Genomic DNA, 26,095 nt, shown 5'->3' on the forward strand with positions numbered 1-26,095 from the left:
GCCAGATGAGGGGACCAGCCACAAGCCATCCCGCCCCGATTGCCAGGCCCTTCCCCCGCCCACGCGGGGGGACAGCGCGTTCGGCCGTCCAGAGCATCGCCTTTGCGGCACTGTTCGTCACCGGGCTGGACCTGTGGCTGACGGGGCAACAGCGGCTGATGCTATGGGCGCATGTGCTGATCGGGCTGGCGCTGCTGGTCATGCTGGCCCCGTGGCTGGCCCGGCATATCCCCACCGGGCTTGGCCATAGCCAGCGCAGCGGCTTCACCATCCTGTCATGGGCGCTGCTGGTCTGCTGGCTGGCGCTGCTGGGCAGCGGGCTGTTCATGGCGCTGCCTGCCGGTCTGTGGCTGGCGGGCGTGGTCTGGTTTCCGCAACGCGCCGTGACAGAAACGCTGTCGCTGGTCCATTTCTGGTCCGCGTGGCTGGCCATGGGAGGCCTGTTCCTGCATCTGACCCTGCGGCACTGGGGACGGCCATGGGGCTGAAATCGCAGGCCCGCTATCACGCGCGGCCGCTGCTGCTGGGGGCGGCGATCGCCGTGGTCGCAACTATCGGCATTGCTGCATGGCTGCCCCGCGCCGCACCCGTGGGCGTGGCCCTGTCCGACATCCCCTTCTACCGGATGCCCTTCGGCCCCGCCGAGGACGGCACCGACCGGCCCTTCTGGCCCTCGCGGCTGGAAAGCCATAGCGGGCTGTTCAGCGACCCGGCGCGGCTGCCTTCATCCGCCGAATGCGCGGGCTGCCACGCGCAGGAATTTCGGGAATGGGCGGGATCGCTGCACGCCATCGCCGATCGTGACCTGATCTATGACGCCACGGTCGAGGCCAATGTCGATATCGTCAAGAAGAAACCCGAACAGGAGCGCTTCTGCGAGGGCTGCCACGCCCCGGCCGAGATGCTGACCGGCCGCATCAACCGGTTCATTTCCGTCCCGCCCGCCGACGCGACAACCGAAGGCGTGGCCTGCATCACCTGCCACACGGCCACCGCCGCGGACCCCGAGGCCGGCAACGGCGCCATCACGCTGGCCTATGACCGCGCCGAGACCGAACGCGACACCCCCCAGGGCGCCGCCCTGCTGGCCGATCCACGCGCCCATCTGGCCGCCTTCGCCGCGCCCGACACCGTTGCGCTGATGAAAAGCGCAAACCTGTGCGGCGCCTGCCATACCGAGATCTATGACCGGAACATGACCCCGGCCGAGACCCCGCAGGTGGTGCAATCGACCTTCGCCGAATGGAAGGACAGCTGGTATGCACAGAACGGCGTGACCTGTCAGGACTGCCACATGGCCGCCGATCCGGCGGCGCAGGTGATGGCGCTGCGGCAAGGCAAGCTGGTCAAGCCGGCGAAATACGCGCACCGCTTCGTGGGCGCCAACCATGTGATGACCGATACCGCCATGGGCGATGCGCTGACCGTGCTGCGCGGCGGCCTGCTGCCCGGCACCGATGCGGCCCTGACCAGGGCAACACTGGAGGAGCAGGCCCGACAGACCGCCGCTTTCCTGCGCACCGCCGCGGGGCTGGAGCTGCGCGGGATCTCCCGCGATGCCTCGGGACTGAAACTGGATATCGCGGTGCAGAACCTCGGCGCCGGGCACAACCTGCCCACCGGCGTGAACGACCAGAAACATATCTGGCTGGAGGTCGTGGTGACCGACAGCACCGGGGCCGAGGTCTTCCGGTCCGGCGGCGCCGCCGAGCGACTGGGGGTCGAGGATCCTGAGGCGGTGACCTGGATCGAGCATTTTCTGGACAACAAAGGCCGCCGGCTGACCGATCACCTGACCTTCGCCACCGCCAAGGTCGTCTGGATGCGCCGCCCGATCCCCCCCAAAGGCGAGGATGTCGTCCGCTATGACCTGCCGCCTGCGAAAGGCCCGCTGCACCTGACCGCGCGGCTCAATTACAAGGTCGCCCTGCCGGAGCTGATCTTTACCAACCTGCGGCGCGAATTGCCGCTGCCCTCCTTCACCCTGGCCGAGCTGTCGGCCGATTTGCCGGATGTCCCGCTGTGAAACTGCTCGTCCTTCTGTCCAGCCTGATCCTGTTCGCGCTGCCCCTGCATGCCGAAACCCCTTGGGCCGCGGCCGAGGTCATCCGCAGCGAAACCGGCCGCATCGAACGGATGCTTTACCGGCCCGACACCAGAGAGCGGGCGGCGGATATTCAGGCCCGGCTGGATCGCATGGCCGCCGCAGCCCCCGCCTTCGGGGCAGAGGCGGTGACGACGGCGCTGGCTGATTACAGCACCAGTGCCGCGGCGGGCGCGCAGGCCGACACGGCGCGCCGCCGCCAGTTGCTCTGGGCGGCGACGATGTCGACCGCCCGCGACCGTGCTCTTGCCGCCGTGCTGGCCGGGGATGCGGCGCAGGCCTCGGACTGGCTGACCATCCGCGACTATGCCCGTGCCTCGGGCGATACGGCGGCGGCGCTGGCGGTGCAGGCGCTTGGCGCCGGCACGATGCAGCCGCAGGCCGCCCATGACGCCGTCGAGGCCGAACTGCTGACCGTGGCCGCATCCGAGCTGCGCCTCGCCCTGACCCGCGCCCGTGACGACGCGGCCGCTGGCCACATGACCCAATATGCCGGTGATCTGGGCCGGATCGAGGGGTTGGCCGCCTATCTCGGCGGCAATCTGGCAGAGCATCTGGGGGCCGAGGGGCAGGCGGCGCTGTCGCTGGCCCTGACGCGCGCGGCGACCGATCCCACGGCGCTCGACCAGATCGGCGCGCTGCTGGCGGACTATACCCCGGTGGCGCTGTCGCCCGAGGAAACGCTGCGCCGCGCACGCCTGCTGCGTCGCTTCACCGCGCTGGTTTGGCAGGAATACGGCAACGGCGTGCGCAACGGCCAGATCACCCAGCCGCTGGAATATCACGAGGCCCGGCTGTTCCGCGACCGCGCCGCCATCATTCTGGCCGATCTGGTCCCACAGATGGCCGATCCCGCGCAGGCGGCGAAACTGGTCGCGCTGCTGACCGCCATGAAAACCGGGATGGAGGCCCGCAGCGACGGGATCGAGCCGCTGGTCAACGAGGCACTGGCGCTGATCGACACCGCCTTCGGGGCCGAGGTCGCCCAAGGCGGCTATGCCGCCGCGATTGATGCGCTGCCCGCGACGCTGGACGAATTGCAGCTGATGGCGCAGGCGGGCGACTGGGCCGGGGCCGATCTGAAGCGGCTGGAGGCCTATAGCTGGTTCGATCCCGATTTCGAACAACAACTGGTGCCGCGCGCGCCCTCGATGGCGCTGCGGTTGGAGCGGCGGTTCTGGGAAGGCAGTGCCAGCCATCCAGGCCTCGGCACCCTCATCGCCAAGCAACAACCGGTGGCCGACGAAATCGCCGCCATCAAATCCGACCTGATCGAGGCCCGCACCCGTATCGAAACGCCGGTCTCCTCGCTGGGGGCGGCGCTGCAATCGGCCGGCATCGTCTTCCGCGAGGGGCTGGAGGCGGTGCTGATCATCGCCGCCCTCCTGGCCGCCATGCGCGCCGAAGGCCTTGCCGCCGCCCGCTTCCGTCGTCCGGTCGCCGCGGGCGTGGGCCTCGCACTGGTGGCCAGTTTCGCGCTGTGGGCGGCGGCACGCTGGCTGTTCTCGCTGCCCACGCTGGCCCGTGAAGCGATCGAGGGCTGGACCGCGCTTCTGGCCGCCGGGGTGCTTGTCTGGATGGTGCTGGGCCTGGCCGCGGGCGGCGGTCATGTCGCCGCCTTCCGCGCCCGTCTGGCCGGCGTGACCACCCCCTGGACCGTGGCCATGCTGGCCTTTCTGGTGGTCTTCCGCGAGGGCTTCGAGACGGTTCTGTTCTACGAGGCGTTGCTGACCAGCTCCGCCCCGGCCCCAGTCATCGGTGGCCTGATCGGCGGAGGTGCGGCGGCATTGGCGGTGGGCTGGCTGGTGCTGGCTTCGGGGCGCAAGCTGCCGCTGCGGCTGTTCTTCCGCGTGACCTCGGTCCTGCTGGCCGCGTTGTCGGTGATGCTGGTCGGCGCCGGTATCCGCGGCCTGCAGACGGCGGCGCTGATCGGCGCTACGCCCGTCGCCTGGTTCCCCGATCACGACTGGCTGCAGCTGTGGTTCGGTCTCTACCCGCTCGCCGAACCTCTGGCGGCGCAGGCGCTGGTGCTGGTGGTCCTGACGCTGCCATGGCTGCTGCGCCGCCGCGCCGGCGCCGCGGCCGCCCTGACGGCAAAGCGCGGCTGAGGCCGCGCTGACGGCCAGCCGCCGCGCCGCCGCTGGCGCCTCCCGCTCAGGGAGCGCGCGCGTGCCCCAATCCCGCTGGCCTTCGCCTTTCTGCGACGACAGGCACATCACTGCGTGCAGATGTATTTGAGGTCGGCGCGCCGGCGATACCCGTCATCACCCCGCAAGTGCGAAGAACTGGCGCGTCCGCCGAGATTGACGCCCCGAATTCGCCTCGGGCATGCCCGGCGATAGGTTGACACGGGGCTTCTCCCCTCGCGCGCGATCTCGCCGATCATCCGCAAAGCGTTATCCTAGGCCGCTGGTTTCCTCTCCAGAAAGCCTCCCCGAAGGGCTGTTTGGTTCGGCTGTGTCGCGCGTTACCATCGCGGGATCGGACGCGCCCGCCCTTCGGCCTTTGCACCCAGCAGCCTAGAGCCTCACATTCATTCATGCCTAGTATTGCTCTCGGCCACCACGCTCCGAGGGCATCCGCAATCCGGAAGCGACCCATCCTGCTTCATGGAACCTGCGCCGAGACACACCCTGTCCTGGGCAGGCTTCGTGCTTGCGGGCACACAGGAATTCTGGCGATGTGAACTGTTGATCATCGGCGGAAAAGACACCGAAATGGTGCCCGGAGGCGGATTCGAACCACCGACACGCGGATTTTCAATCCGCTGCTCTACCAACTGAGCTATCCGGGCACTTCAGCCTCTGCTGAGGTGTGAGGGTGTTTACGAAAGCCTTTCGGCGGTGTCCAGAGCGAAAAAACTATTCTTCATCAACAGGACGCTCAGGCACCAGTTCATCATCCGCTGCCGTATTGCCGGGCACCACATAATCCCCACGCAGCCAATGGGCGAGGTCGATATCGGCGCAGCGCTTCGAACAGAAGGGTCGATAGGGCGCCACACTGGGTTTGCCGCAGATCGGACAGGTCGCCATCACGTCTCTCCCAGCAGCAGCGTCAGGGGAATGCGGTCGCGCTTGCGGCTCATCTCGAACAGGCCCATCGCGGTCCAGCCGGTCAGCACGGCATCGGCGCCCTCGGAACGGAAGGCCTTTTTCAGCTCCTGATCCAGGGTGCCCCGTTCGCGCTTGGAAATCGGCGCAAAATCAATGACGATCTGGCCGCCAAGACCGCGCAGGCGCAACTGTCGGGGCAGGTCGCGGGCGAGGGCGATATTGGCCTTCAGCGCCGCCGCGGGCGAGGTATCGGGGCCGGTATTCACATCCACCGCCACCAGCGCCGAGGTCGGCTCGATCACCGCGAAGGCGCCCCCCGGCAGCGCCACGCGGGGCGAGAGCAGCGCGTGGATCGCATCCAGAATGTCGTCGGGCAGTTCGTCGAATTCCTCGACCACGTCGGGCGCGGGCTCGGCCCAGTCGCGCCAGGCGGTCTCCGCCGGCGGCGGCGCGTCGAGCAGAAGCTCCGGCTCGCCCTCGATATCGGCGGCGATGGCTGCGGCGAGATCTATGTTCTCCGCCAACTCCTCGGCGATGTCCGAATCGTCGGCATGGTCGGCGGCGCTGCGCAGGATCAGACCAAGATCACGCCCGGCCAAGGCGTCCTCCCCCAGCGCCTGCAGCGCCGCGCGGCGATCGGGGTCGCGAATCGCGCGCGAGACGTTCACCCCCGGAACGCCCGGTGTGACGATGCAGTAGCGGCCGCGAATCAGCAGCCGCGCGCTCAGCGGAATGGCCTTGCCCGGCTCGGCCACGCCGGCGACCTGCGCCAGCACCGGCTGCCCCTCGCGCAGTCCGCTGCGGTCGCGCAGATAGCCGCTGGCGCCGTCAGGCAGGGTCACGAAGACACCCCCCTGCCCCTTCATCAGCCGGTTCACCCGTCCGCGCAGGATGGCGCCGGGGGCGAAAGCGGTCAGATCGGCCGGGTCGATGAGGAGATCCTCAAGCTGGCCATCGACCAGCATGGCGGCGGCTTCGCGCCCGGAAACATGGCCGAGAGCGACCTGGCGTCCCTTCATCTCAATCCTCCTTGCTGGGGCGGGCTGCCTGCGCGGCGCGCAGCAATGTCGCGGTTTCGGCCAGGGGCAGGCCGACCACGGCGCTGAACGACCCCTCGATCCAGTTCACGAAGGCCCCGGCGCGGCCCTGAATGGCATAGCCGCCAGCCTTGCCCTGCCATTCGCCGCTGGCCAGATAATCCTCGATTTCCCGGGCCGACAATGGCCGCAGGCGAACCTGCGTTTCAACCAGCCGCGACCATTCGCGGCCGCCCCGGCGCAGCGTGATGGCGGTCATGACGCGGTGGCGGCGCCCGGACAGCAGGGTCAGGAAGGCGCGGGCCTCGGCGGCATCTTCCGGCTTTCCGAGAATCCGACGCCCGGCCGTCACCACCGTATCCGCCGCCAGCACGATGTCATCGGGCGCGGCGGATACGGCTTCAGCCTTTTCGGCGGCCATCCGGCGCACATAGGCGCGCGCGTCCTCGTTGCGGCGGGGGGTTTCGTCGATATCGGCCGGGCGGATCTCGTCGGGGGTGATGCCGATCTGGGCCAGCAGGTCCAGCCGTCGCGGGCTGGCAGAGCCGAGGATCAGCCGGGCTTGGTGTGTGCGGGTCATGTCAGGGCCGGTTGCTGCAATCGCCCCCGGTTAACGCGGAATGCGGGCGAAGGGAACCATCGCCAGCCCGCGCGCGGGCGCGGCGCCGGGCCGCGCGCGGATCACTTGAAGCGATAGTTGATCCGGCCCTTGCTCAGATCATAGGTATTCATTTCCACCTGAACCTTGTCGCCAGCCAGAACACGGATACGGTTCTTCCGCATCTTCCCTGCCATATGCGCAATGATCTCATGGCCGTTTTCAAGCTCGACCCGGAATGTCGCGTTCGGCAGGAGTTCCTTCACGACGCCGGGGAATTCGAGCATTTCTTCCTTGGCCATGGTCACTCCTAGACAGCATGCCCGCTTGAATCTGCGGGCGTGCGTTAAATGCGTCCGCCACGGCGGGTTTACAAGGGAAAAAGCACAAAACCCCCGCTTTCGCGACAGTGGCGTGACAAAAGCGGCGTCAGGGTCGGGCAATTCTGATGCACCTCCCGTCGCCCGCCGGACACGCGGAGGAGAGCGAATCACCACATCCACACCGGTCGATTGCGCGGATCAGTCGATCATGAAATTCAGCGGGGGCGCCGGGGCCGCATTGTCCGATCCGTCTGCGCTGTCCAGGAAGGCGGTGCGGAACGGATCGGGCTGGTCGACATCGGCGAGCGGCGGATCGGCCAAGAGCGACATTTCATCCGATGTCGCCCCCTTGGTCCGATCGGCTGGGCAGGCGGTCCCGGACGCTGCCCCCTCCATCCCGACATCGAGAAGCCGGCCCGCATCGCCCTTCGCACCTGCCCGCGCGGCGATGCGGATCGCACGATTGCCATGCAGCGCGCCCAGCTTGCCACGGGCTACCTCAAGCCCCGAGGGTGTTTCCAGCCGCACGGTCGCCATCGCGTCATGGGGCAATCCCAGCACGGAACCGGCTTGCAAGGCGCGCAATTCCCGCAGCGTGATCTTGCGCCGGCACAAGACGGCATTCACCGATACCGGGGCGGCCCGCACGGCCTCGGCCAGGCTGCGCCCGGCGGCGGGGACGGATGCCACATGGCCCGGCACCGCCGCTCCCGGCGCCGCCTGGCCCGGCGTGCATTCGCCCGGTCTGGCGACGGCCGCATCGGTATCGGGAAGGAAGATCAGCATCGCGGCATCGCGCATCCCGCCCTGTCCGACCTTCATGTCCAGCCGCAGGCAGCGATAGGCAATATCGTCCAACATCAGTTCCAACGGCCTCGGATCTTCGACGAAGCTGGCGAAGCGAAATACCGGATGCGCCGCGCCCGGCGTCAGCGCACTCAGCTCTGCCGCCAGTTCCGCCAGCGACAGATTCACGAAATCCGCGCAGATCGAGGCATCTGTCCGCGTCGCCCGCCGCTCGCGCGGCGGCTGGCGGGTCAGTCGTCCCAGAGACTGCATTTCGATCACCGATGCCAGCATTGCCGGGCACAGCGTCACGACACCCAGCGCCCCCAGCGGGCCTTCGACCACGAGGATCAATCCGCGCTCCGGCAGGATTTCGCCGAGTTCGGCCAGAGTGGCATGGGTCATCTGCGCCTGCGCCGGATAGACGGGCATTTGGCAGGACGCTTGCGCCGCACGTCCGATGGCGGTGGCCAGCGCACGTTCCGGCGTGGCCTTGGGCACCGCCACGCGCGGCTGCGTCGCCGGCAGACCGACGCGGAACCGCGCAAGGTGCTGCCCCAACACCGCCGCGGTGCCGCGCGACGGGGCCGTTTCCGTCTTTGGCGCCTGTGCGCTCGCAGCCCTTGCCATGCCCTGCCCGAATCAGATGTGCCTTCGCGCAGACTGCCACGCGACAGGTTGATAATCCGTTTACGCCTCCGCGCTTTTCGCCCCCAGCCCCGGCGGCCGCACCGGCAACTGCAGCCGGAAGGCCGCGCCCTCATGCCCCGGCAGATAGGTGATGGAGCCTCCCAGCGCCGTCATGACCTCGCGCGAGATGGCCAGCCCCAGCCCAGCGCCGCCGGCCCGTGCAGGGTCGTTCAGGCGCGAGAACTTCTCGAACACCAGATCCTGCTTGTCGGGCGGAATCCCGGTCCCGTTATCCATGATGTCGATCTGCGTGGCCGCCGCCAGCCTGCGCACGCGGATGGTCAGCACCGGCCGTGCGGCGTCGCAATATTTGCGGGCATTGCCGATCAGGTTGATCAGCACCTGCAGCAACCGGTCGCCGTCGGTCAGCACCATCAGATGTTCGGCCGGGATATCGCGGTCGATCACCAGCGCCGCGCCGCCGAGGGCCGAACTGGCCTCGATCGCGCGCGAGATCAGGTCGTGCAGATTGACCACGCGGGGCGACAGCCGCGCCCGTCCGCCTTCCAGCACCGACAGGTCCAGCAAGTCATCCAGAAGCCGGGTCAGCCGCGAGGCTTCCTCATGGATGATTCCGGCAAAGCGGGTGCGATCATCGGGTGCCAGATCGGGCAGTTTCAGCAGTTCCGAAAACGCCCGGACCGAGGTCATCGGCGTGCGCAATTCATGGCTGATCTGGCCCAGAAAGGCGTCCTTCTGCACAGATAGCGCGGTCAGGCGGTCATTGGCCTCCTGCAGGCGGCGGGCGGTGCGGGCCAACTCGTCGGAATCGTCCTTCAGCTGGCGCGCGCGTTCCTGCGCACGCTGCGCCTCGCCGGCGACTGCCATCAGTTCGGCCATCGAGGTCGGGCGCTGCCCGGCGAATTGCGCCAGCATCGCATGGGCGGTGGCCGCCCCCACGGCGCCGGCCAGCCGGCGTTCCAGCCGCGACAGAAAGCCCGCACTGACATCGGGCAGAAAACCGGACTTGCCCTGCCGTTCGGCCTCGGCGCGAAAGAAATGCAGCGCCTCGTCGCCCCCCCAGATCCGGCGCGCCAGCGTCAGCAGCGCCTCGGCCCGGATGGCGCCGTCCGGGCGCTGGGGCGTGGATACGGCGGCGGTGTCGGGGGTGACGGCATGAACGAAGGACAGGCCCTGCAAACGCTCCTGCGGGTCGGGCAGAGTCACCAGCGACAGGATGATGAACAGCCCCATATTCACCCCGAGCGAGACCAGAACGGCGCCCGCCAGCGGATCCACCGGCCCCCAGTCCAGTCCGGGCGCCCAGCCGAGCGAGGGCAGAAACACCAGCCCCATCCAGATCAGCGCCCCCGCGATGATGCCCGCATAGGCGCCGACGCGCGTGGCGCCGCGCCAAAGCAGCCCCCCCAGCATCGCCGGCAGCAGCTGCGCCATCCCCACGAAGGCCACCGTCCCCATCGCCGCCAGTTCCTGCCCGCCCCCGACTGCCTGATAGATCGCCCCCGCCGCGATCACCGCCAGAATGGCGATCCGGCGAGAGATCAGCAGCGGCTGGCGCAGGCTGGCATGGGCAGCGTCCTCGCCCTCGGCGCGCCGCAGAGCGAGATATAACGGCACCAGCCAATGGTTCGAAATCATCGTCGCCAGCGCGATGGCGCTGATGATGACCATCGACGTGGCCGAACTGAGCCCGCCCAGAAAGACCAGCAGCGCCAGCCCGTCCGCGCCCTGCGACAGGGGCAGGTGCAGGACATAAAGGTCGGGCGAGGCATCCGGCGGCAGCATCTCGCGCCCGATCACGGCGATGGGCAGGACGAACAGCGACATCGCCATCAGATAGGCCGGAAACGCCCAGGCGGCCGAGTTCAGCGGCGTCTCATCCGCCGGTTCGACCACCAGCACCTGGAACATGCGCGGCAGGGTGACGACCGCCGCCGCCGATATCGCGATCAGCGCCGTCCAGCGGTCGGCGCGCAGGACCCAGCCGGCGGCCTCATGGTCGGCGGCGCGGGCAGCGATGCGGGCGATCACATCACCGGGGCCGTTGGCCAGACCCCAGATCACCCAGATGCCAAGCGCCACGAAGGCCACCAGCTTCACCACCGCCTCGACCGCGATGGCCATGACGACGCCATGGTGACGCTCATCCGCGGCCAGGTTGCGGGTGCCGAACAGGATGGAGAACACGGCCAGCCCGCCCGCAACCCACAGCTCCAGCGGGCCGGGCAGCACATCACCGGGGCCGAAGGCGGCGAAGGACAGGCTGATCGACTGCAACTGCAGTGCCAGATAGGGCGTGGCCGCAGTCAGCGAAATCAGCGTGATCAGCGCTGCAAGCGTGTTCGATTTGCCGAACCGGGCCGAGATCAGGTCCGCGACCGACGTAACCCGATGCATCTTCGCCACCCGCACCAGACGGCGCAGGCCCCACCAACTGCCCGCCAGCACCACCGTCGGGCCAAGATAGATGGTGGCGAATTCCAGACCGGTGCGGCTGGCATTGCCGACAGCGCCATAGAAGGTCCAGGCGGTGCAATAGACCGACAGCGACAGGGTGTAGACGATGGGCCGATCGCTCCACCCCGTGCGGCCACGTGCGGCGGCGCGATCGGCGGCCCATGCCACGACGAACAGCGACCCCACATAAATCAGCGCGGCAATGACGAGCGCGTCAAAAGGCATCCGGCGGATCCCCCGCGCGCGGCCCTCGCCCCAGCCGCCAATGCAGCAGCGCCGAGGCCGCGATGACCACCAGCCACAGGCCGAACAGCCATATCATTCCGCCCGCCCCCGACATCGTCGCCGGCATCAGCCAGACCGGCAGCAGCAGCGCCGCCAGCGTCACCATGGGCAACAGGCGCGCCGCGTCCCGCAGGCGCCGGCGCCGATAGGCGGCGCGTTCCAGGAAGATCGGCTGATCCGGTGGCAGGCTCATCGCGGCGCCCTCGCCATGCCGGACACCCCTCGGCGCAGGGCATCGTGGTGAAAGGGTTTGGCCATGAGACGGTCGGAACCGCCGGGCGCGGTCAGCACCACCATCGGGGGCAAGCGCGCCGCGTCCCGCAGGCACCGGCGGCAAGCAGCGGCGCGCGCCCGGAAGATCGGCTGACCGTCGCGCAGACTCATCCCGAGCGGCCCAGCATTTCGGACACCACACGGCGCAGGTCGTCATTGTCGAAGGGCTTGGCCACGACCCGGTCGGCACCGCCGGGCGCCATGGCGCCGCGCCCGGCGGTGCCGCGCGCGGTGAGCATCAACACCGGCGTTGCCGCCAGCATCGGGTCGGCACGCAGCGCGGCCAGCACCTCCAGCCCGGACTGCGCGGGCAGCATCACGTCCAGGATCACCAGCCGGGGCTGCAGCGCGGCGATGCGCGCCAGGGCCTGACTGCCCTCAGACCAGTGGTCCAGCCGCCAGCCGTCGCGGGTCAGGATGAATCGCACCGCCTCGGCGATGTTGGGTTCGTCCTCGATCAACAGGATGTCCGTCGCTGACACCGTGGTCCCTCTCCCCCTTCAGGGATACGAAGGCCATGGCCACTTGTCAAAGCGGTCGCGAGCCCGCTTTCGGCGGATGCAGGATCGAGGCCACCCGCCGCGCGGGACAAGCCGGGCGCGAGCAGATCCGGCAGGTGGGGCCGACGGCCACGGCGGGCGCATCCTGATCCTCGGGCGCCGGGCGCAGCAACATGACCGCCCGGCTGAGGACAGGGCCGCCCAGCCCCGCCGCCGGGTGGCGGGCGGCCAGTGCGATCGCGCGAAGGCGCAGGCCGGTTTCGGTCTCGATCAGACGCAGGACGGGGGTGCCGGGCTGGCCCAGAGCCTCGAAGATGGGCAGCATGGCGCAGGGATCGCCGGGCCGTGCCGGGGCCATGCCGCGCGCCGGACGGCGAAAGATCACACCCCCCGCCCCGTCGCAGATCATCAGCCCCGAATGCGTCTCGGTCAGGCCAAGGCGACGCAGCACCAGATCCAGCGGCAGCCCCAGCCCGGCGGCCAGCCGCGCCGGATCGACGCCGTCGGCCTCCGCCAGCGCCGCATCGGGCAGCGCCGCGCGGTCCGCGGCCTCCTGCCGCTGCCAGCCCCGCGCCAGATCGCGCGCCGCGTCCGAGGCCGGGCCTATTGCCGGCCGGCCCTCGACGACCCAGGCCTCGAACTCCTCCTGCGGGGTCATCAGGCCGGCATCCTCCTCGAACCCGTCCAGATAGGCGACAAGCGCCTGCGCCGTCACCGAAAGGCGCTTGCTGTCCTGATCGAGATTGCCGTGGAAGCGCGCGCGCCAGTCCCGGTCCATGTCGGGTTCCTGCACCAGAATCGAGGCCGTCGACCGCAGCGAGGTCGTCGCCGACAGCACCTCGTGCAAGGTGTCCAGCAGATAGGGGTTCTGGGTCATCCGATCCGAAAGATCGGCGAGACGGCGCATCTGCGCCTCGGCCCGCTGCGACAGATCGACCACCAGCCCCGCCCAACCCGGCAGGCGGGCGGCAAATTCGGCCATGCGGTCTGTTTCGACCGGGACACCGCCTGCGGCTTCGGCCGCCGCAGCGATCCGCAACCCGGCCAGCAGCGCCTGTTCGCGCCCGGCCTCCAGCTCGGTCTCGGAGATCTCCAGCGCCGCGGCCAGACGGGCGCGGACGGCATCGGTCAGGTTGCGGCGGTCATGTTCGATCAGGTTCAGATAGGCGGGCGATATCCCCGCCGCCCGCGCCACATCCGATTGCGCCCGCCCCAGCGACAGCCGTCGCTCGCGGATGCGGGTCCCGGCCGAGACGCGGGAAGGGGGCGGGGGCTGGCTCATTTTTACAATGATGGCACAGTGTGGCGCCCAGTCAAACCATTGCCTGCACGTCAGATTTACAAATCATCGCGAAATTTACAGCGCCAGCCCGTTGCGCCCGGCAAGATCGGTGAAGAATTGCCACGCCACCCGGCCCGAGCGCGCGCCACGCGTGGCCTGCCACTCGATCGCCTCGGCGCGCAGCTGTTCGGGGTCGATCCGCAGGTCGTAAGCGTCGCAATAGCCGCGAATCATCTGCAGGTATTCGTCCTGCGCGCAGGGATGGAAGCCCAGCCACAGCCCAAAGCGATCCGAGAGCGAGACCTTTTCCTCGACCGCCTCGCCGGGATGGATGGCGGTCGCGCGTTCATTGTCGATCATGTCACGCGGCATCAGATGCCGGCGGTTCGAAGTCGCATACAGGATCACGTTGTCGGGCCGCCCCGCCAGGCCGCCATCCAGCACCGCCTTCAGCGACTTATACTGGGTGTCGTCATGGCTGAAGGACAGATCGTCCGCGAACAACACGAAGCGCCTCGTTGGCGCGTTGCCCAACAGCGCCAGCAGGCGCCCGACACTGTCCAGATCCTCGCGGGCGATTTCGACCAGCACCAGCGGCAGACCCTGCGCCACCGCCTCGGCATGCACGGCCTTGACCAGCGAGGATTTCCCCATGCCGCGCGCCCCCCAGAGCAGCGCGTTATTCGCCGCATAGCCGCGCGCGAATTGCAGCGTATTGGCCAACAGCGTGTCGCGGGCGCGGTCGATGCCGACCAGTCGGGCAAGATCGACGCGGTTGACATGGGCCACCGGCTCCAGCCGGTCGGGATCGGTGGACCAGATATAGGCCCCGGCCTCGGCGAAACTGGGCGCGGGCGCGGGCGCGGGGGCCAGACGCTCCAACGCCTCGGCGATGCGGGTCAGGGTGGCGTCAGTCATCACCGGTGGAAAGGCCCTGGGCGCGCAACTCCTGGTCGCGCTTTTTCTCTATGCGGCGCACCAGCTGGATCGAGATCTCGTAAAGACCGTAGACCACGGTGAACAGCACGATCTGGCTGACCACGTCGGGTGGCGTCACGATGGCCGAGAGGATCAGGATCAGCACGATGGCGTATTTGCGCACGCTGCCCAGCCCCTCGGACGACACCAGCCCGGCCTTGCCCAGCAGCGTCAGTGCCACCGGCAGCTGGAAGGACAGCCCGAAGGCGAGGATGAATTTCGTCGTCAGCGACAGATATTCACTGACCGAGCCCTGAAACACGATCCCGGCCAGCGGGCTTTTCGCGGCCGCCTCGGCAGCCGCGGGATCATCGGGCAACGCCATCGGCCCCTGCTGGAAGCCAAGGAAGAAGTCATAGGCCATCGGCAGGATGACGTAATAGGCGAAGGCCGCGCCGATGAAGAACATGACGGGCGAGGCGATCAGGAAGGGCAGAAACGCCTGTTTTTCGCTGCGATACAGCCCCGGCGCCACGAAGCGCCACAGCTGATAGGCGATGACCGGGAAGGCCAGAATGAAGCCGCCGAAGAAACTGATCTGGATGGCGACGAAGAAGCCCTCCTGCAGCTTAAGCAGGATCAGCCCGCATTCCTGCCCGCGCCCTTCCAGCGCCTGACAGATCGGACGGGTCAGGAAGTTATAGACCGGATTCCACACCGCATAGCAGATGACCATCGCCACGACGAAGGCCAGAACCGACCAGATCAGCCGCGTCCGCAGCTCGGCCAGGTGTTCGATCAGCGGGGCGGAGCTGTCGTCGATATCGTTCGGGGACTTCGCGGCCAAAACTCAAGCGTCCTTCGATTCGCTGCGTCGCACGGCATGCAGGCGCCGTTGACCGGTGGCGGCCGCGCCGTCCGCAGAGGCGGCGGGGGCTGCTGCGGCGGGGGTGGACGCGGGCGCCGGTGCGGAGGCAGGCGTCGCCCCGTCCTGTGCCACCGGCGCGCTGGCGGCCGGGTCGGGCGTGGGCCCGGCGCGGGAGGACGGGATTTTCGGGTCCCATTTCTCGAACCGGTCGGCGGCGCGATCCAGCGCCTCGATCCCCATCGAGCGCTTCGAGGTCACGTCGCGCAGATCGTTCAGCGAATTGGCGGCGTCGTTCAGCCCGGTGTCGCGGGCGGCGTCTTCCATGGCAGAGGAAAATTCGCGCGCCATCGCCCGCGCCTTGGCGGTAATCCGGCCCAAGGCACGGAACATATGTGGAAGGTCGCGCGGACCGATCACGATCAGCGCCACCACCCCGATGAGCAGAAGCTCACTCCAGCCGATGTCCATTTTCCGGCGTCCCTGGGCTAACGGGCCGGGATCAGACCCGGTTGTGGTCTTCCGGCGTCACGTCGCGCAGGGCCGCGTCACGCCGGGCTTCCTCGCGCTTGGCTTCCTCGCGCTTGGTCTCGTCGGTCAGCTCGCGGCCAGCGTCCTTGACCTCCTCGCTGCCTTCCTTGACGCCCTGCTTGAAGGCGTTGATGCCCTTGCCGACCTCGCCCATCAGGGACGAGACCTTGCCACGCCCAAACAGCACCAGCACCACAACCGCAATCAACAGAAGGCCGGGAAGGCCGATATTGTTCAGCATATTTCCATCCTCGTCGGGCGGGATCGCCCGTTGACCCATCATGTCTAAGCGCTTCGAGGCCGTTTTGCAAAGCTTCGTTGCAGCGCAGAAAGCATGTCACGAGGGCGTGATGCCCGACGCCCGTTTCCGCACCGGATCGAGCGGCTTGGCAGGACGCCCCGGCTGGGCCATAAGGCGGCATGGAACTGTCCGCCATCATCACCGCCTTCGTCACGCTGTTCGTGGTCATCGACCCGCCGGGCCTGGCGCCTTTGTTCATCGCCCTGACCAATGGGATGAGCGATGCGCGCCGCCGCCGCATCGGCTGGCGCGCCACCGTCATCGCTGCCATCCTGCTGACCCTGTTCGGGCTGGCTGGCGAAAAGATCCTGTCGGGCATCGGCATCTCGCTGCCGGCCTTCCGCATCGCCGGCGGGATCCTGCTGTTCCTGACCGCGCTCGACATGCTGTTCGAGCGCCGGACCGAGCGGCGCGAGGGTCAGCACGCCGACGAAGATCACGATCCTTCCGTCTTTCCGCTGGCCACGCCGCTTCTGGCCGGTCCCGGCGCGCTGGCGACGATGATCCTGCTGGTGGGTCAGGACCCCTCGCCCGTCCACACCCTTATCATTCATCTGGTGATGCTGTCGGTGCTGGCGCTGAACATGGTGCTGTTCATGCTGGCCGGTCCGCTATCGCGGGCGCTTGGCCGAACCGGAACCATGGTGGTGACCCGGCTGCTGGGGATGCTTCTGGCGGCACTGTCGGTGCAGTTCATCATCGACGGGCTGCGCGGGACGGGTCTTTATTCGTGATGGAGGACTGGCCGCGCTTTGCCTATCTGGCTTTGCTTCTGCTGGCACTCGGCGGCTATCTGATTACCGAGTTGCGCCGCGATTTCAGCAAATCGCTGCGCCAGATGCTCGCCTGGGGGCTGATCGTGCTGGGCCTGCTGGCCGGCTATGGGCTGTGGAACGACGTCCGCCACCAGATCGCGCCGCCGCAGATCGTTCAGGGAGATCGGATCGAGCTGCCGATGGCCAGCGACGGCCATTTCTACGTGGACCTCAAACTGAATGGCGAGACGGTCAATTTCATGGTCGACACGGGCGCCTCCGACATTGCGCTGCGCCGCCGCGATGCCGAACGCATCGGGTTGCAGCTGGACGCGCTGTCCTATACCGGCTTCGCCGCGACCGCGAATGGCACCGTGTCGACTGCTCCGGTGCGCATCAGCCTGATCCAGATCGGCGATATTACTGACGAGAACGTCCGCGCCGACGTGGTCGAGGGTGATCTGGAAATCTCGCTTCTGGGCATGTCCTACCTGCGCCGCTTCGCCCGCGTCGGCTTTGAAGGCGAGACAATGGTGCTGGAGCGCTAGGTCTCGGCCCCGTTGCCCCATCCGCCCCGGCTGATAGAGGGTTGGTGCCTCTCCTCTCATATTGATGTCAAGGCGCTCGGGCATCACCGAGGGACGGCAAGCTGCTGACGGCGGGGGTTGGCGACGACGTGGGCGGGGACAGTGGCACACGCTAGCCCGACCGCGCCTAGGCCAATTTTTTCCCCGACCCTGTCCACCGGTAATGAGTGACCGGGTGACCCCAGCGCGGATGCGGCCCCTCGTGGTCCAGGATCAGCCCCTCGCGTTCATAGAACCGCCGTGCACGGGCGTTCCGGGAAGTGGTGAACAGCGTGAAGCCATCCGCCATGGCGCGCTTGGCTTCGTCCAGCAGGGCCTTGCCGATGCCCGACTGCAAATGCTTCGGGCAGACGAACAACTCAGCCAGATAGCGCGCCTCGGGCTTGATCGCGACAAAACCGATCAGCCCGTCTTCGCCCTCCGCCACCGTGACCACGCAGCCAGTCGCCAGTTCGTCGTCGACACGCGCCCGAAGAAAGTCATGGCTGGGCATCTCGACCGGGCCGACATCCGGCAAGCTTCCGCTGGAATGCCAGATTTCCGCGATCCGGTCGTGATCGCTGTCATTCGCCATGCGCAGATGGAACCGCGTCAAAACCAACCTCCGCAGCATCCGCCCATGTCGCCGCAATTCCCGGCAGACAGCTTTGCCCCCAAGCATCGCGAATACAAGCGTATCAGCGCTTCTTTTCCCAACGCCCCCCGGCCTCAGACCAGTATTCCGCCGCGATGCCGCCCCCTGTCAACGCGCGCCACTGGTCGCGGGCGCGGTCGACCGCCATGGAATCATTGCCATCGAAAATGATGCACACCCGCGTCAGCGCCAAGGCCTCGGCGGGCGCCACGTCGGTGCCGTCCAGCGCCATCAGGCATTCCGGCGCATTGGCGGCGGGGGGCGCATCGGCCGCGCGCAAAAGCACCGGCTGGCGCGCATCATGGGGGCCACCTGCCAGACCGTGCGGCAGGAAGCCCTCGCTTTGCCACAGACCCGCATCCAATGCCTCAAGTCGGGCGGCATTGGCGCCGCGCAATTCCACCCTCCAACCCGCCGCCAGCGCCTTGCCCAACAGTTGCGGGACAAGGGTTTCGGCGTTTGACCGCGTCAGATGATAGAACAGCGCATTGCCCACGGGCGGATCAGCCTTCGAAATTGTCCCGGATCATCCGGTTCAGCGTCATCACCCCCCAGCCGGTCGCGCCCTTCGGGGCCAGATCGGTCGCACCGGGCGGCAGCGCCACCCCTGCGATGTCGATATGAACCCAGGGCTGACCGTCGCGGATGAAGCGCTGCAGGAACTGCGCCGCGGTGATCGACCCCGCCGGGCGCCCGCCGGTGTTCTTCACATCCGCCAGCCGGCTGTCGATCAGCCCGTCATAGGCGGGCGACAGCGGCAGACGCCAGGCGCCTTCGCCTTCGGCCCGCGCCGCTTTCAGCACCCGGTCGGCCAGCTTGTCGTCATTGGAAAAGACCCCGGCGTTTTCATGGCCGAGCGCGATGATCACCGCCCCGGTCAGCGTCGCCAGATCAATGACCGCCGCTGGCTTGAACCGCTCCTGCGCGTACCAGAGCACGTCGGCCAGCACCAGGCGACCCTCGGCATCGGTGTTGATGACTTCGATCGTGTCGCCCTTCATCGAGCGCACGATGTCGCCCGGACGCTGGGCGCGGCCGTCAGGCATGTTCTCGACCAGGCCCACCAGACCGACGACATTGGCCTTGGCCCGGCGCAGCGCCAGCGTGCGCATCACCCCCGCCACGACGCCCGCGCCGCCCATGTCCATGGTCATTTCCTCCATCCCGGCGGCGGGCTTGATGGAAATCCCCCCCGAATCGAAGACCACGCCCTTGCCGACCAGGGCCAGCGGCGCATCCTTCTTCTTGCCGCCGTTCCAGCGCATCACCACCACCTTGGACGGCGATTCAGAGCCTTGGCCGACGCCCAGAAGCGCGCGCATGCCCAGCTTTTCCAGCTCATCCTCCTCCAGCACCTCGACCTCGAGGCCAAGCGCCTCCATCGCTTTCAGGCGGTCGGCGAAATCGCTGGTGGTCAGGATATTGGCGGGCTCGTTCACCAGATCGCGGGTGAAGAAGACGCCCTCGGCCAGGGCGGCCTGATCGGCGGCGGCGCGCGCCAGCGCCTCGGGCTTGGCGGCCATGAAGGTGACGCTGGCGCGGGCCGGATCGGGTACCTCGCCCGACTTGGCCTTGCCGCGCTTGCCCTTGCCGCCGCCCGTGGCGTCGTCCAGCATCGCATCATCCAGCACGGCGTCGTCCTGGCTGCCGGCGAGCGACTGCGCCGGCGCCCCGCTTTCCGTCGCGCCGCCCTCGCCCCCGTCCTTGCGCGTCTTGTAGACCGAGAAATCATAGCTGCGCAGCGCCAGCCCCAGCGCCACGTCGCCCGCCATCGCGTGACTGTTGGCCAGCACCAGCGTCTTGCCCTTGCCCAGACCCGCGCCGATGGTGGCGCCGGCCTTGCGCGCCTCGGCCACGCTGGCCTTGCGCGGCAGCTTGACCAGCAGCACCGATTCGGCGGCCCAGCCGGCGGGCCAGGCGAGCGTCAGCGCCTGCCCCGGCTTCAGCTTCTGAAAATCGCGTGATCCAAGCGCCCGCGCCAGCCCCTCGCGTGCGACCTTCGGCAGTTTCGGGGGCAGCTTGGCCGCCTCGTCCATAAGCAGCGCGATGCGCCCTTCCTGCCTGGTCAGGCCTTCGGTAGCTGTGTCGATGAAACGGATCTCGACCGGGTGGGTCATGCCAGAACTCCTGCTTGCGTCGGCGCGAAGCCTAGACCTCGCCAATGGCCTTTACCAGACCATGGCGCGCGCGGGCTTTCCCCAAGCCGCAGCAAAGGTTAATCAGGGCGCATTCCGAGGAAGCGACCGAGATGAAACGCATCGACCGTTATATCCTGAAGACGATGCTGATTCTGTTCGGCTTCTTCGCCCTGGTGCTGGTGGCCGTCTATTGGGTCAACCGCGCGGTGTCCCTGTTCGAGCGCCTGATCGGCGACGGCCAGACCGCCATGGTGGTGCTGGAATTCACCCTGCTGACGCTGCCGGTGGTGATTTCGGTGGTGCTACCGGTGGCGGCCTTCGCGGCGACCGCCTATGGCACCAACCGGCTGTCGGGCGAATCCGAACTGGTGGCGATGCAGGCGGGCGGCCTGTCGCCCTGGCGGCTGGCGCGCCCGGTGCTGGTCTTCGGCTTCATCATCGCGATGATGGTGGCGGTGCTGGTCAACGCGCTGGTGCCGATGTCGCGCGCCCGTCTGGCCGAGCGGCAGGCCCAGATCGCCGAGAACGTGACCGCGCAATTCCTCAATGCCGGGGTCTTCCAGTATCCCGCCGCCGGCATCACCCTGTTCATCCGCGACGTCACCCCGCTGGGCGAACTTGAAGGGCTGTTCCTGGAGGACGCCCGCGACCCCGCCGATGTCAGCAGTTACAGCGCCGAGCGCGCGCTGCTGGTCAAATCCGACACCGGCCCGAAACTGGTCATGGTCAACGGGGTCATCCAGTCGCTGCGGCAGACCGGGACCGCGCCGCGCCTGTCGGTCACCCGCTTCGCCGACATGACCTATGACCTGGGGGCGTTGATGGGGGCCCGCTCGACGCGCGGGCGCGACCTGCGCGATTATTCCACGGCGGCGCTGTTGCGCCCCGATCAGGCGCTGCTGAACGCCACCGGCGCCAGCCCGGAACGCGCCCGGCTGGAGGCCCATTCCCGCATCGCCCAGCCGCTGCTGTCCCCCGTCGCGGCCATGCTGGGCTTTGCCACGCTGCTGGTCGGCGGCTTTTCACGCTTCGGCGTGTGGCGGCAGGTGGGCTGGGCCGTAGTGGCGCTGATCTTCGTGCAGTTGCTGACCAACTGGGCCGCCAACCGCGCCGGCGAGAACCCGGCGCAATGGCCGCTCGTCTATCTGCCGGCGGCGGTCGGCGCGGCGATCTGCGTGCTGTTGCTGCGGATCGCCGCCGGGCCGTCCCGGCCGCTCCTGTCGCGGTTGCGCGGCAGGGCGCAGGACGCATCCGGGGGCGCGCGATGATCCTTGCCCGCTATGTCGCCAATCGCTATCTGCGCGCCTTCCTGTTGCTGGCCGGGGTGTTTCTGGCGATCCTGCTGCTGATCGACATGGTCGAGCAGATCCGTCGCTTCGCCGACAAGGGCATCACCATCGGCGCGGCCGCGCGGCTGTCGGCGCTGGCGGTGGCGGGCAGTTTCTACAATATCCTGCCGCTGATCGCGCTGCTGGCCGGGATCATGCTGTTTCTGAACCTCTCGCGGTCGTCGGAAATGGTGGCGATCCGCGCCTCGGGCCGGTCGGGGCTGCGCATGGTGATGGCGCCGGCGGTGATGGCGGCGCTGATCGGCATTGCCGCCGTCGCCATCCTCAACCCCATCGTGGCGGCCACACAGACGCATTACTCGGCGGCGGTGGCGCGCATCGAATCGGGGGCCTCGACCGTCAGTCTGGGCAAGGACGCGGTCTGGCTGCGTCAGGGCATGGGCGACAATGGCGGCCAGATGATGATCCGCGCCGCCCGCACCAGCCCCGACGCGACCACCCTTTATGACGCCAGCTTCATCATCTACGACCCCGCAACCGGCCCCAAGACCCGGATCGAGGCGCGCGAGGCCGCGCTGTCGGATGGGGAATGGCGGCTGACCGGGGTGAAGGAATGGTCTCTGGACGCCCCCAACCCCGAGGCCGAAGCCCATCTGCTGGACCAACTGCAATTGCCGACCGAACTGACCGCCGCCCGCATCCGCGACGGTTTCGGCAGCCCGCAGGCGATCCCGATCTGGGAATTGCCGACCTATATCGCCGGGCTGAAGCGCGCGGGCTTTTCTGCCCTGCGCCATCAGGTCTGGCTGCAGATGGAACTGGCCCTGCCGCTGATGCTGGCGGCGATGGTGATGGTCGCTTCGGTGTTCACCATGCGCCACATGCGTGGCCGCAAGACCGGTGGCCTCGTGCTGGGGGCCTTCGCCGCCGGGCTGGCACTGTTCTTCCTGCGCAACATGGCGCAGGTCCTTGGCGACAACGCGGGGGTTCCCCCTTCCCTTGCGGGCTGGGCCCCCCCCATAGTCGGAATACTGTTCGCCATCGGCATTCTGCTGCAACTCGAGGACGGATGATGAGCCGCCTGACTATCGCATCCCTCTGCCTGGCGGCAGCGCCGGCCTTTGGCCAGGATTTCGGGCTGGGCACCGCCACGCAGCCCTTCTGGAAGACCGATCCGGCCTATCAGGGCAGCCATGGTCCGGCGCTGGCGCCGACCGAGGGCGTCGGCAGCAATGCGCCGCTGAATGACGGCACCGAACTCAGCCGGTTGACCGGATCGGTCCGCACCCGGCCCGATACCGTGACCGTCCGGGGCGCCGATGTGCCGGACGACGGCGGCGCGGCCACGTTGCTGGCTGATTACGTCACCCTCGAAAGCGACCGCACGCTGACTGCCTCGGGCGGGGTGGTGGTCTGGTATCAGGGCGCGCGGCTGGTGGCGGACAGCGTCCGCTATGACGGCCAGACCGGCGACATGACCATAACCGGGCCGATCCACCTGACCCGCCCCGGCCTTGCCGGGACCAGGGACGACATGACCGTCATTGCCGATTCCGGCCAGCTGAGCCAGGACATGCGCGAGGGCATGTTGCGCGGCGCCCGTCTGGTGCTGGCGCGCGAAATGCAGCTGGCCGCGCGCGAGGTCACCCTGACCGGCGGCGGCCGCTATACCACCCTCAATCAGGTGGTGGCGTCGTCCTGCCGGATCTGCGCCGAGGACCCCACCCCCCTGTGGGAGATCCGTGCCCGCAGCATCGTGCATGACGACGAGGCCAACCAGCTGATCTTCCAGTATCCGCAGCTGCGCGCTTTCGGGCTGCCGATCGCCGGCTGGCCCGGCCGGGTCACCGCGCCCGATCCCTCGGTCGAGCGTATGTCGGGCTTTCTGCAGCCGCGCTTCCGCACCACCTCCCGGCTCGGCTTCGGGGTGATGCTGCCCTATTTCCAGATGCTCGGCGACCATGCCGACCTGACGGTGACGCCCTATGTCTCTGCCAGCTATACCAATACGCTGAAGCTGCGCTATCGCCAGGCCTTCGAGAACGGCGCGACCGAATGGAACGGCGCCATCACCCGCGACGACATCCGCGAGGGCGAGACGCGGGGCTATCTGTTCGGCGCGGCGGCCTGGGAACTGCCGCGCGGCTATACGCTGGGGCTGCAGGTGCAGGTGGCCTCGGACGATGGTTATCTGCTGGATTACGACATCACCGATGCCGACCGACTGTGGAGCGGGCTGACTCTGGAACGCGTCACCACCGAGCGGCTGGTCTGGGCGCGGGTCGGCAACTATCACTCGCTGCGCGAGGACGAGGACAACTCGACCTCGCCGGCGCAGGTGGCCGACATGATGTGGGTCCGCCGCTGGCGGCTGGGCGGGGGCGAGGCGGGACTGGAATGGTCCGCCCATGCCCATCGCCGCCCCTCGGGCGACGACATCATCGGGCGCGACATGGCGCGCGCTTCGCTGGCACTCGACTGGCAGCGCAGCGAGATCCTGCCCGGCGGCATCGTCGGCACCGTGGCCACCGGGGTTGGAACCGATATCTATTCGATCCGCGACGACAGCCGCTATGACAGCACGGTGACCCGCACCACGCCCTGGCTGTCGGGCACATTGCGCTATCCCCTGACCGGCAGCGACGGCCATGCCTCCTATGTGCTGGAACCGGTGGCACAGCTGGTCTGGTCGCCCCGCTACAACGACGACGACGACGCCATCCCGAACGAAGACAGCCGCCAGGTTGAATTCGACGAAGGCAACCTGTTCGCCCTGTCGCGTTATCCGGGATGGGACGCGCGCGAGGCCGGTCTGCGGGCCAATCTGGGCGTGACCTGGACCCGCTTTGACCCGACCGGCTGGCAGCTGTCGCTGGCGGCCGGCCGGATCTGGCGCGAAAACACCGATGATTCGGTGACCGATACCCCGATGCTGCTGGATGGCGCACAGTCCGACTGGCTGATCGCGGGGCATTATTCGGATGTCTCGGGCCTCAGCCTGGCGAACCGGGCGCTGCTGGATGACAATATGGACATCACCCGCGACGAGCTGCGCATCGGCTGGGCACGCTCGGATGTGCAACTGAGCCTCGGCTACCTGTGGATGAAGGCCGACCGGTTCGAGGATCGCCGCCAGGACCTGTCCGAATTGACGGCCGAGGTCGGCTGGCAGGTCGCGCAGGGGTGGTGGGCCACCGCCCATGCCCGCCATGACATCGACGAGAATAAGGCTCAGAAGGCGGGCTTCGGGATGACCTATCAGAACGAATGCATCGCGGTCGAAATGGGCGCCTCGCGGCGCTTCACCGATACTGCCGCCGTCGACCCGGAAACCGATTTCGACCTGTCGATCCGGCTGGGCGGGTTCGGACAGAAAACCGGCGGCAAGGGCACGGTGGCGCGGCGCGCCTGCATGCGCTAGATTGACGCAAAATCATAAGGGGGCATGGGAACATGCGGCAGCTTCTTCTTTCCGCGGCACTGGCGGCCGTCTTGTCCGGGTCCGTCGCGGCGCCGCTGCTGGCGCAGGATTTTTCACCCGTGGTCTATGTCAACAACGCCGTGGTGACGCGCTATGAAGTCCAGCAGCGCGCCCGCTTCATGCAGGTGCTGAACGCCCCCGAACAAGGCGAAGCCATGGCCGAAAAGATGCTGATCGAGGACCGGCTGCGGCTGGAGGCCGCCCGCCAGATCGGGGTGGAGGTCAGCGACGAGGGGCTGGAGGAAGGTCTGGCCGAGTTCGCCGGTCGCGCCGGAATGTCCACCGGCCAGTTCATTCAGGCCCTCGAAAAGAGCGGCGTCGAACGGCAGGCCTATCGCGATTTCGTGAAGGCCGGCGTGGCCTGGCGCGAGGTCGTGCGCCAGCGGATCGCGCCCGCGGTCTCGGTCTCGGATGCCGAGGTCGATCAGGCGATGAAGCGCATCATCGAGACCCCGATCGTCAATCAGGTTCTGCTGTCGGAACTGATCATCCCCGCCCCGCCCGGCCAGGAACGCGCCGCGATGGACCGGGCCGAAAACATCGCCGACACCGCCCGCAGCGAAGCTGCCTTTGCCGAGGCCGCGCGCCGCTATTCGGCGACGCCCAGTGCCCCGCGCGGCGGCCAGCTGGACTGGATGGCGGTGGAAAACATGCCGCCCAGCCTGCGCGGCATCGTGCTGGGGCTGAAACCGGGGCAGATGACGTCGCCGCTGACCGTGCCCGGCGCCGTGGTGCTGTTCTACCTGCGCGACACCAAGGGCCAGATGCGCCCCGGCGCGGCCGAGCAGACGCTCGACTATCTCGCCGTGACCTATGCCACCCTGCCCGAGGCGCAGAACGTCGCCGCCCAGGCCCGCAGCTGCGCCGATCTCTATACCTTCGCCAAGGGCCTGCCCGATGCGCAGGTGCGCCAGCAGACCGCCCGCCAGGGGGCGATTCCGGGCGATGTCGGGATGCTGCTGGCCAGTCTGGATGAAAACGAGGCCACCGTCATCAACCGCGGCAATGCCGCCGAGGTGGTCATGCTGTGCGACCGGACCCCGGCATTGCTGACCGGGCTGGATGGCGGCCCGGTGGCCACCGCGACCGCCAATGCCGATGGCGGCACCACCGCCCCCAACCCGGACGCCCTGCCCAAGCGGTCGGCGGTGCGCGACCAGATTTTCAACCGCAAGATCACACAGGCTGCCGATGCCTATCTGGCCGAGCAGCGCGCCAATGCCGTGATCCGCAGGCCATAACCG

At 68.1% G+C, this 26,095-nt stretch carries 25 protein-coding genes and 1 tRNA gene; 9 read left to right on the forward strand and 17 right to left on the reverse strand.

Going from position 1 to position 26,095, the window contains the following annotated elements; translation table 11 throughout:
* The first annotated feature begins 5 nt into the window (after positions 1 to 5).
* From H1S04_RS15060 to H1S04_RS15070, 3 genes are read left to right on the forward strand one after another with little or no spacing between them, the layout of a single operon-like run.
* Positions 6 to 488, forward strand: a complete 483-nt coding sequence (locus H1S04_RS15060; RefSeq protein ID WP_181746350.1) for a hypothetical protein — start codon at positions 6 to 8, stop codon at positions 486 to 488.
* On the forward strand, positions 479 to 2,026 hold the full coding sequence (locus tag H1S04_RS15065; protein WP_181746351.1) for a multiheme c-type cytochrome: 1,548 nt from the start codon (positions 479 to 481) through the stop codon (positions 2,024 to 2,026). The genes H1S04_RS15060 and H1S04_RS15065 overlap by 10 nt, the downstream gene beginning before the upstream one ends.
* Positions 2,023 to 4,212: an FTR1 family protein gene (locus H1S04_RS15070; protein WP_181746352.1), complete on the forward strand. Its 2,190-nt coding sequence runs from the start codon at positions 2,023 to 2,025 to the stop codon at positions 4,210 to 4,212. Before H1S04_RS15065 ends, H1S04_RS15070 begins: the two co-directional genes overlap by 4 nt.
* Positions 4,213 to 4,822: 610 nt before the next feature.
* Here H1S04_RS15070 and H1S04_RS15075 read toward each other — a convergent pair.
* From H1S04_RS15075 to H1S04_RS15140, 14 genes are all read right to left on the reverse strand, one after another.
* A tRNA-Phe gene (locus H1S04_RS15075) sits at positions 4,823 to 4,898 on the reverse strand.
* 67 nt (positions 4,899 to 4,965) lie between these two features.
* On the reverse strand, positions 4,966 to 5,139 hold the full coding sequence (locus H1S04_RS15080; RefSeq protein ID WP_181746353.1) for a DNA gyrase inhibitor YacG: 174 nt from the start codon (positions 5,137 to 5,139) through the stop codon (positions 4,966 to 4,968).
* Positions 5,139 to 6,179, reverse strand: coding sequence for a ribonuclease E/G (locus tag H1S04_RS15085; protein ID WP_181746354.1), 1,041 nt, complete (start codon positions 6,177 to 6,179; stop codon positions 5,139 to 5,141). Before H1S04_RS15085 ends, H1S04_RS15080 begins: the two co-directional genes overlap by 1 nt.
* A 1-nt stretch (position 6,180) precedes the next feature.
* A complete protein-coding gene (locus H1S04_RS15090; RefSeq protein ID WP_181746355.1) occupies positions 6,181 to 6,777 on the reverse strand; it encodes a nucleoside triphosphate pyrophosphatase in 597 nt (198 codons plus the stop codon).
* Positions 6,778 to 6,878: 101 nt separating this feature from the next.
* Complete coding sequence (infA, locus tag H1S04_RS15095) at positions 6,879 to 7,097, reverse strand: translation initiation factor IF-1 (protein ID WP_036636451.1); 219 nt, start codon at positions 7,095 to 7,097, stop codon at positions 6,879 to 6,881.
* Positions 7,098 to 7,316: 219 nt separating this feature from the next.
* The gene (locus H1S04_RS15100; RefSeq protein ID WP_220185258.1) at positions 7,317 to 8,468 is read right to left on the reverse strand and encodes a FliM/FliN family flagellar motor C-terminal domain-containing protein; all 1,152 of its coding nucleotides are present in this window, start codon (positions 8,466 to 8,468) and stop codon (positions 7,317 to 7,319) included.
* 126 nt (positions 8,469 to 8,594) lie between these two features.
* Positions 8,595 to 11,237: an ATP-binding protein gene (locus tag H1S04_RS15105; protein WP_181746357.1), complete on the reverse strand. Its 2,643-nt coding sequence runs from the start codon at positions 11,235 to 11,237 to the stop codon at positions 8,595 to 8,597.
* Positions 11,227 to 11,490, reverse strand: a complete 264-nt coding sequence (locus H1S04_RS15110; protein ID WP_181746358.1) for a hypothetical protein — start codon at positions 11,488 to 11,490, stop codon at positions 11,227 to 11,229. The genes H1S04_RS15105 and H1S04_RS15110 overlap by 11 nt, the downstream gene beginning before the upstream one ends.
* A gap of 187 nt (positions 11,491 to 11,677) precedes the next feature.
* Positions 11,678 to 12,052, reverse strand: a complete 375-nt coding sequence (locus H1S04_RS15115; protein ID WP_181746359.1) for a response regulator transcription factor — start codon at positions 12,050 to 12,052, stop codon at positions 11,678 to 11,680.
* Between the two features lie 46 nt (positions 12,053 to 12,098).
* On the reverse strand, positions 12,099 to 13,352 hold the full coding sequence (locus H1S04_RS15120) for a helix-turn-helix transcriptional regulator (RefSeq protein ID WP_181746360.1): 1,254 nt from the start codon (positions 13,350 to 13,352) through the stop codon (positions 12,099 to 12,101).
* Between the two features lie 75 nt (positions 13,353 to 13,427).
* Positions 13,428 to 14,270 (reverse strand): ATP-binding protein, encoded by an 843-nt coding sequence (locus H1S04_RS15125; protein WP_181746361.1) that lies wholly within the window; start codon positions 14,268 to 14,270, stop codon positions 13,428 to 13,430.
* Positions 14,263 to 15,117 (reverse strand): twin-arginine translocase subunit TatC, encoded by an 855-nt coding sequence (tatC, locus tag H1S04_RS15130; RefSeq protein WP_181746362.1) that lies wholly within the window; start codon positions 15,115 to 15,117, stop codon positions 14,263 to 14,265. Before tatC ends, H1S04_RS15125 begins: the two co-directional genes overlap by 8 nt.
* A gap of 3 nt (positions 15,118 to 15,120) precedes the next feature.
* Entirely contained in the window at positions 15,121 to 15,606 is a 486-nt protein-coding gene (gene tatB / locus H1S04_RS15135; protein WP_181746363.1) for a Sec-independent protein translocase protein TatB, read from the reverse strand.
* A gap of 31 nt (positions 15,607 to 15,637) precedes the next feature.
* On the reverse strand, positions 15,638 to 15,907 hold the full coding sequence (locus H1S04_RS15140) for a twin-arginine translocase TatA/TatE family subunit (RefSeq protein ID WP_181746364.1): 270 nt from the start codon (positions 15,905 to 15,907) through the stop codon (positions 15,638 to 15,640).
* Between the two features lie 179 nt (positions 15,908 to 16,086).
* Here H1S04_RS15140 and H1S04_RS15145 point away from each other — a divergent pair, with 179 nt between their 5' ends.
* Both H1S04_RS15145 and H1S04_RS15150 read left to right on the forward strand, forming a co-directional pair.
* Entirely contained in the window at positions 16,087 to 16,701 is a 615-nt protein-coding gene (locus H1S04_RS15145; RefSeq protein WP_181746365.1) for a MarC family protein, read from the forward strand.
* Positions 16,701 to 17,270 carry a TIGR02281 family clan AA aspartic protease gene (locus H1S04_RS15150; RefSeq protein WP_220185274.1) on the forward strand — a complete coding sequence of 190 codons (570 nt, stop codon included), beginning with the start codon at positions 16,701 to 16,703 and terminating at the stop codon, positions 17,268 to 17,270. The genes H1S04_RS15145 and H1S04_RS15150 overlap by 1 nt, the downstream gene beginning before the upstream one ends.
* Positions 17,271 to 17,436: 166 nt before the next feature.
* Here H1S04_RS15150 and H1S04_RS15155 read toward each other — a convergent pair whose 3' ends face one another.
* From H1S04_RS15155 to H1S04_RS15165, 3 genes are all read right to left on the reverse strand, one after another.
* Positions 17,437 to 17,904, reverse strand: a complete 468-nt coding sequence (locus H1S04_RS15155) for a GNAT family N-acetyltransferase (RefSeq protein ID WP_181746367.1) — start codon at positions 17,902 to 17,904, stop codon at positions 17,437 to 17,439.
* Between the two features lie 82 nt (positions 17,905 to 17,986).
* Positions 17,987 to 18,439, reverse strand: coding sequence for a DNA polymerase III subunit chi (locus tag H1S04_RS15160; RefSeq protein WP_181746368.1), 453 nt, complete (start codon positions 18,437 to 18,439; stop codon positions 17,987 to 17,989).
* Positions 18,440 to 18,446: 7 nt separating this feature from the next.
* On the reverse strand, positions 18,447 to 20,060 hold the full coding sequence (locus H1S04_RS15165) for a leucyl aminopeptidase (RefSeq protein ID WP_181746369.1): 1,614 nt from the start codon (positions 20,058 to 20,060) through the stop codon (positions 18,447 to 18,449).
* 131 nt (positions 20,061 to 20,191) lie between these two features.
* Here H1S04_RS15165 and lptF point away from each other — a divergent pair, with 131 nt between their 5' ends.
* From lptF to H1S04_RS15185, 4 genes are read left to right on the forward strand one after another with little or no spacing between them, the layout of a single operon-like run.
* A complete protein-coding gene (gene lptF / locus H1S04_RS15170; protein ID WP_181746370.1) occupies positions 20,192 to 21,349 on the forward strand; it encodes an LPS export ABC transporter permease LptF in 1,158 nt (385 codons plus the stop codon).
* Positions 21,346 to 22,443, forward strand: coding sequence for an LPS export ABC transporter permease LptG (lptG, locus tag H1S04_RS15175; protein WP_181746371.1), 1,098 nt, complete (start codon positions 21,346 to 21,348; stop codon positions 22,441 to 22,443). The genes lptF and lptG overlap by 4 nt, the downstream gene beginning before the upstream one ends.
* Positions 22,443 to 24,791, forward strand: coding sequence for an LPS-assembly protein LptD (locus H1S04_RS15180; RefSeq protein ID WP_255435641.1), 2,349 nt, complete (start codon positions 22,443 to 22,445; stop codon positions 24,789 to 24,791). The genes lptG and H1S04_RS15180 overlap by 1 nt, the downstream gene beginning before the upstream one ends.
* Before the next feature lie 32 nt (positions 24,792 to 24,823).
* A complete protein-coding gene (locus H1S04_RS15185; RefSeq protein ID WP_181746373.1) occupies positions 24,824 to 26,092 on the forward strand; it encodes a peptidylprolyl isomerase in 1,269 nt (422 codons plus the stop codon).
* Positions 26,093 to 26,095: the final 3 nt, after the last annotated feature.

The sequence above is a fragment of the Paracoccus sp. S1E-3 genome (genome assembly GCF_013868135.1).
GTDB lineage: Bacteria > Pseudomonadota > Alphaproteobacteria > Rhodobacterales > Rhodobacteraceae > Paracoccus.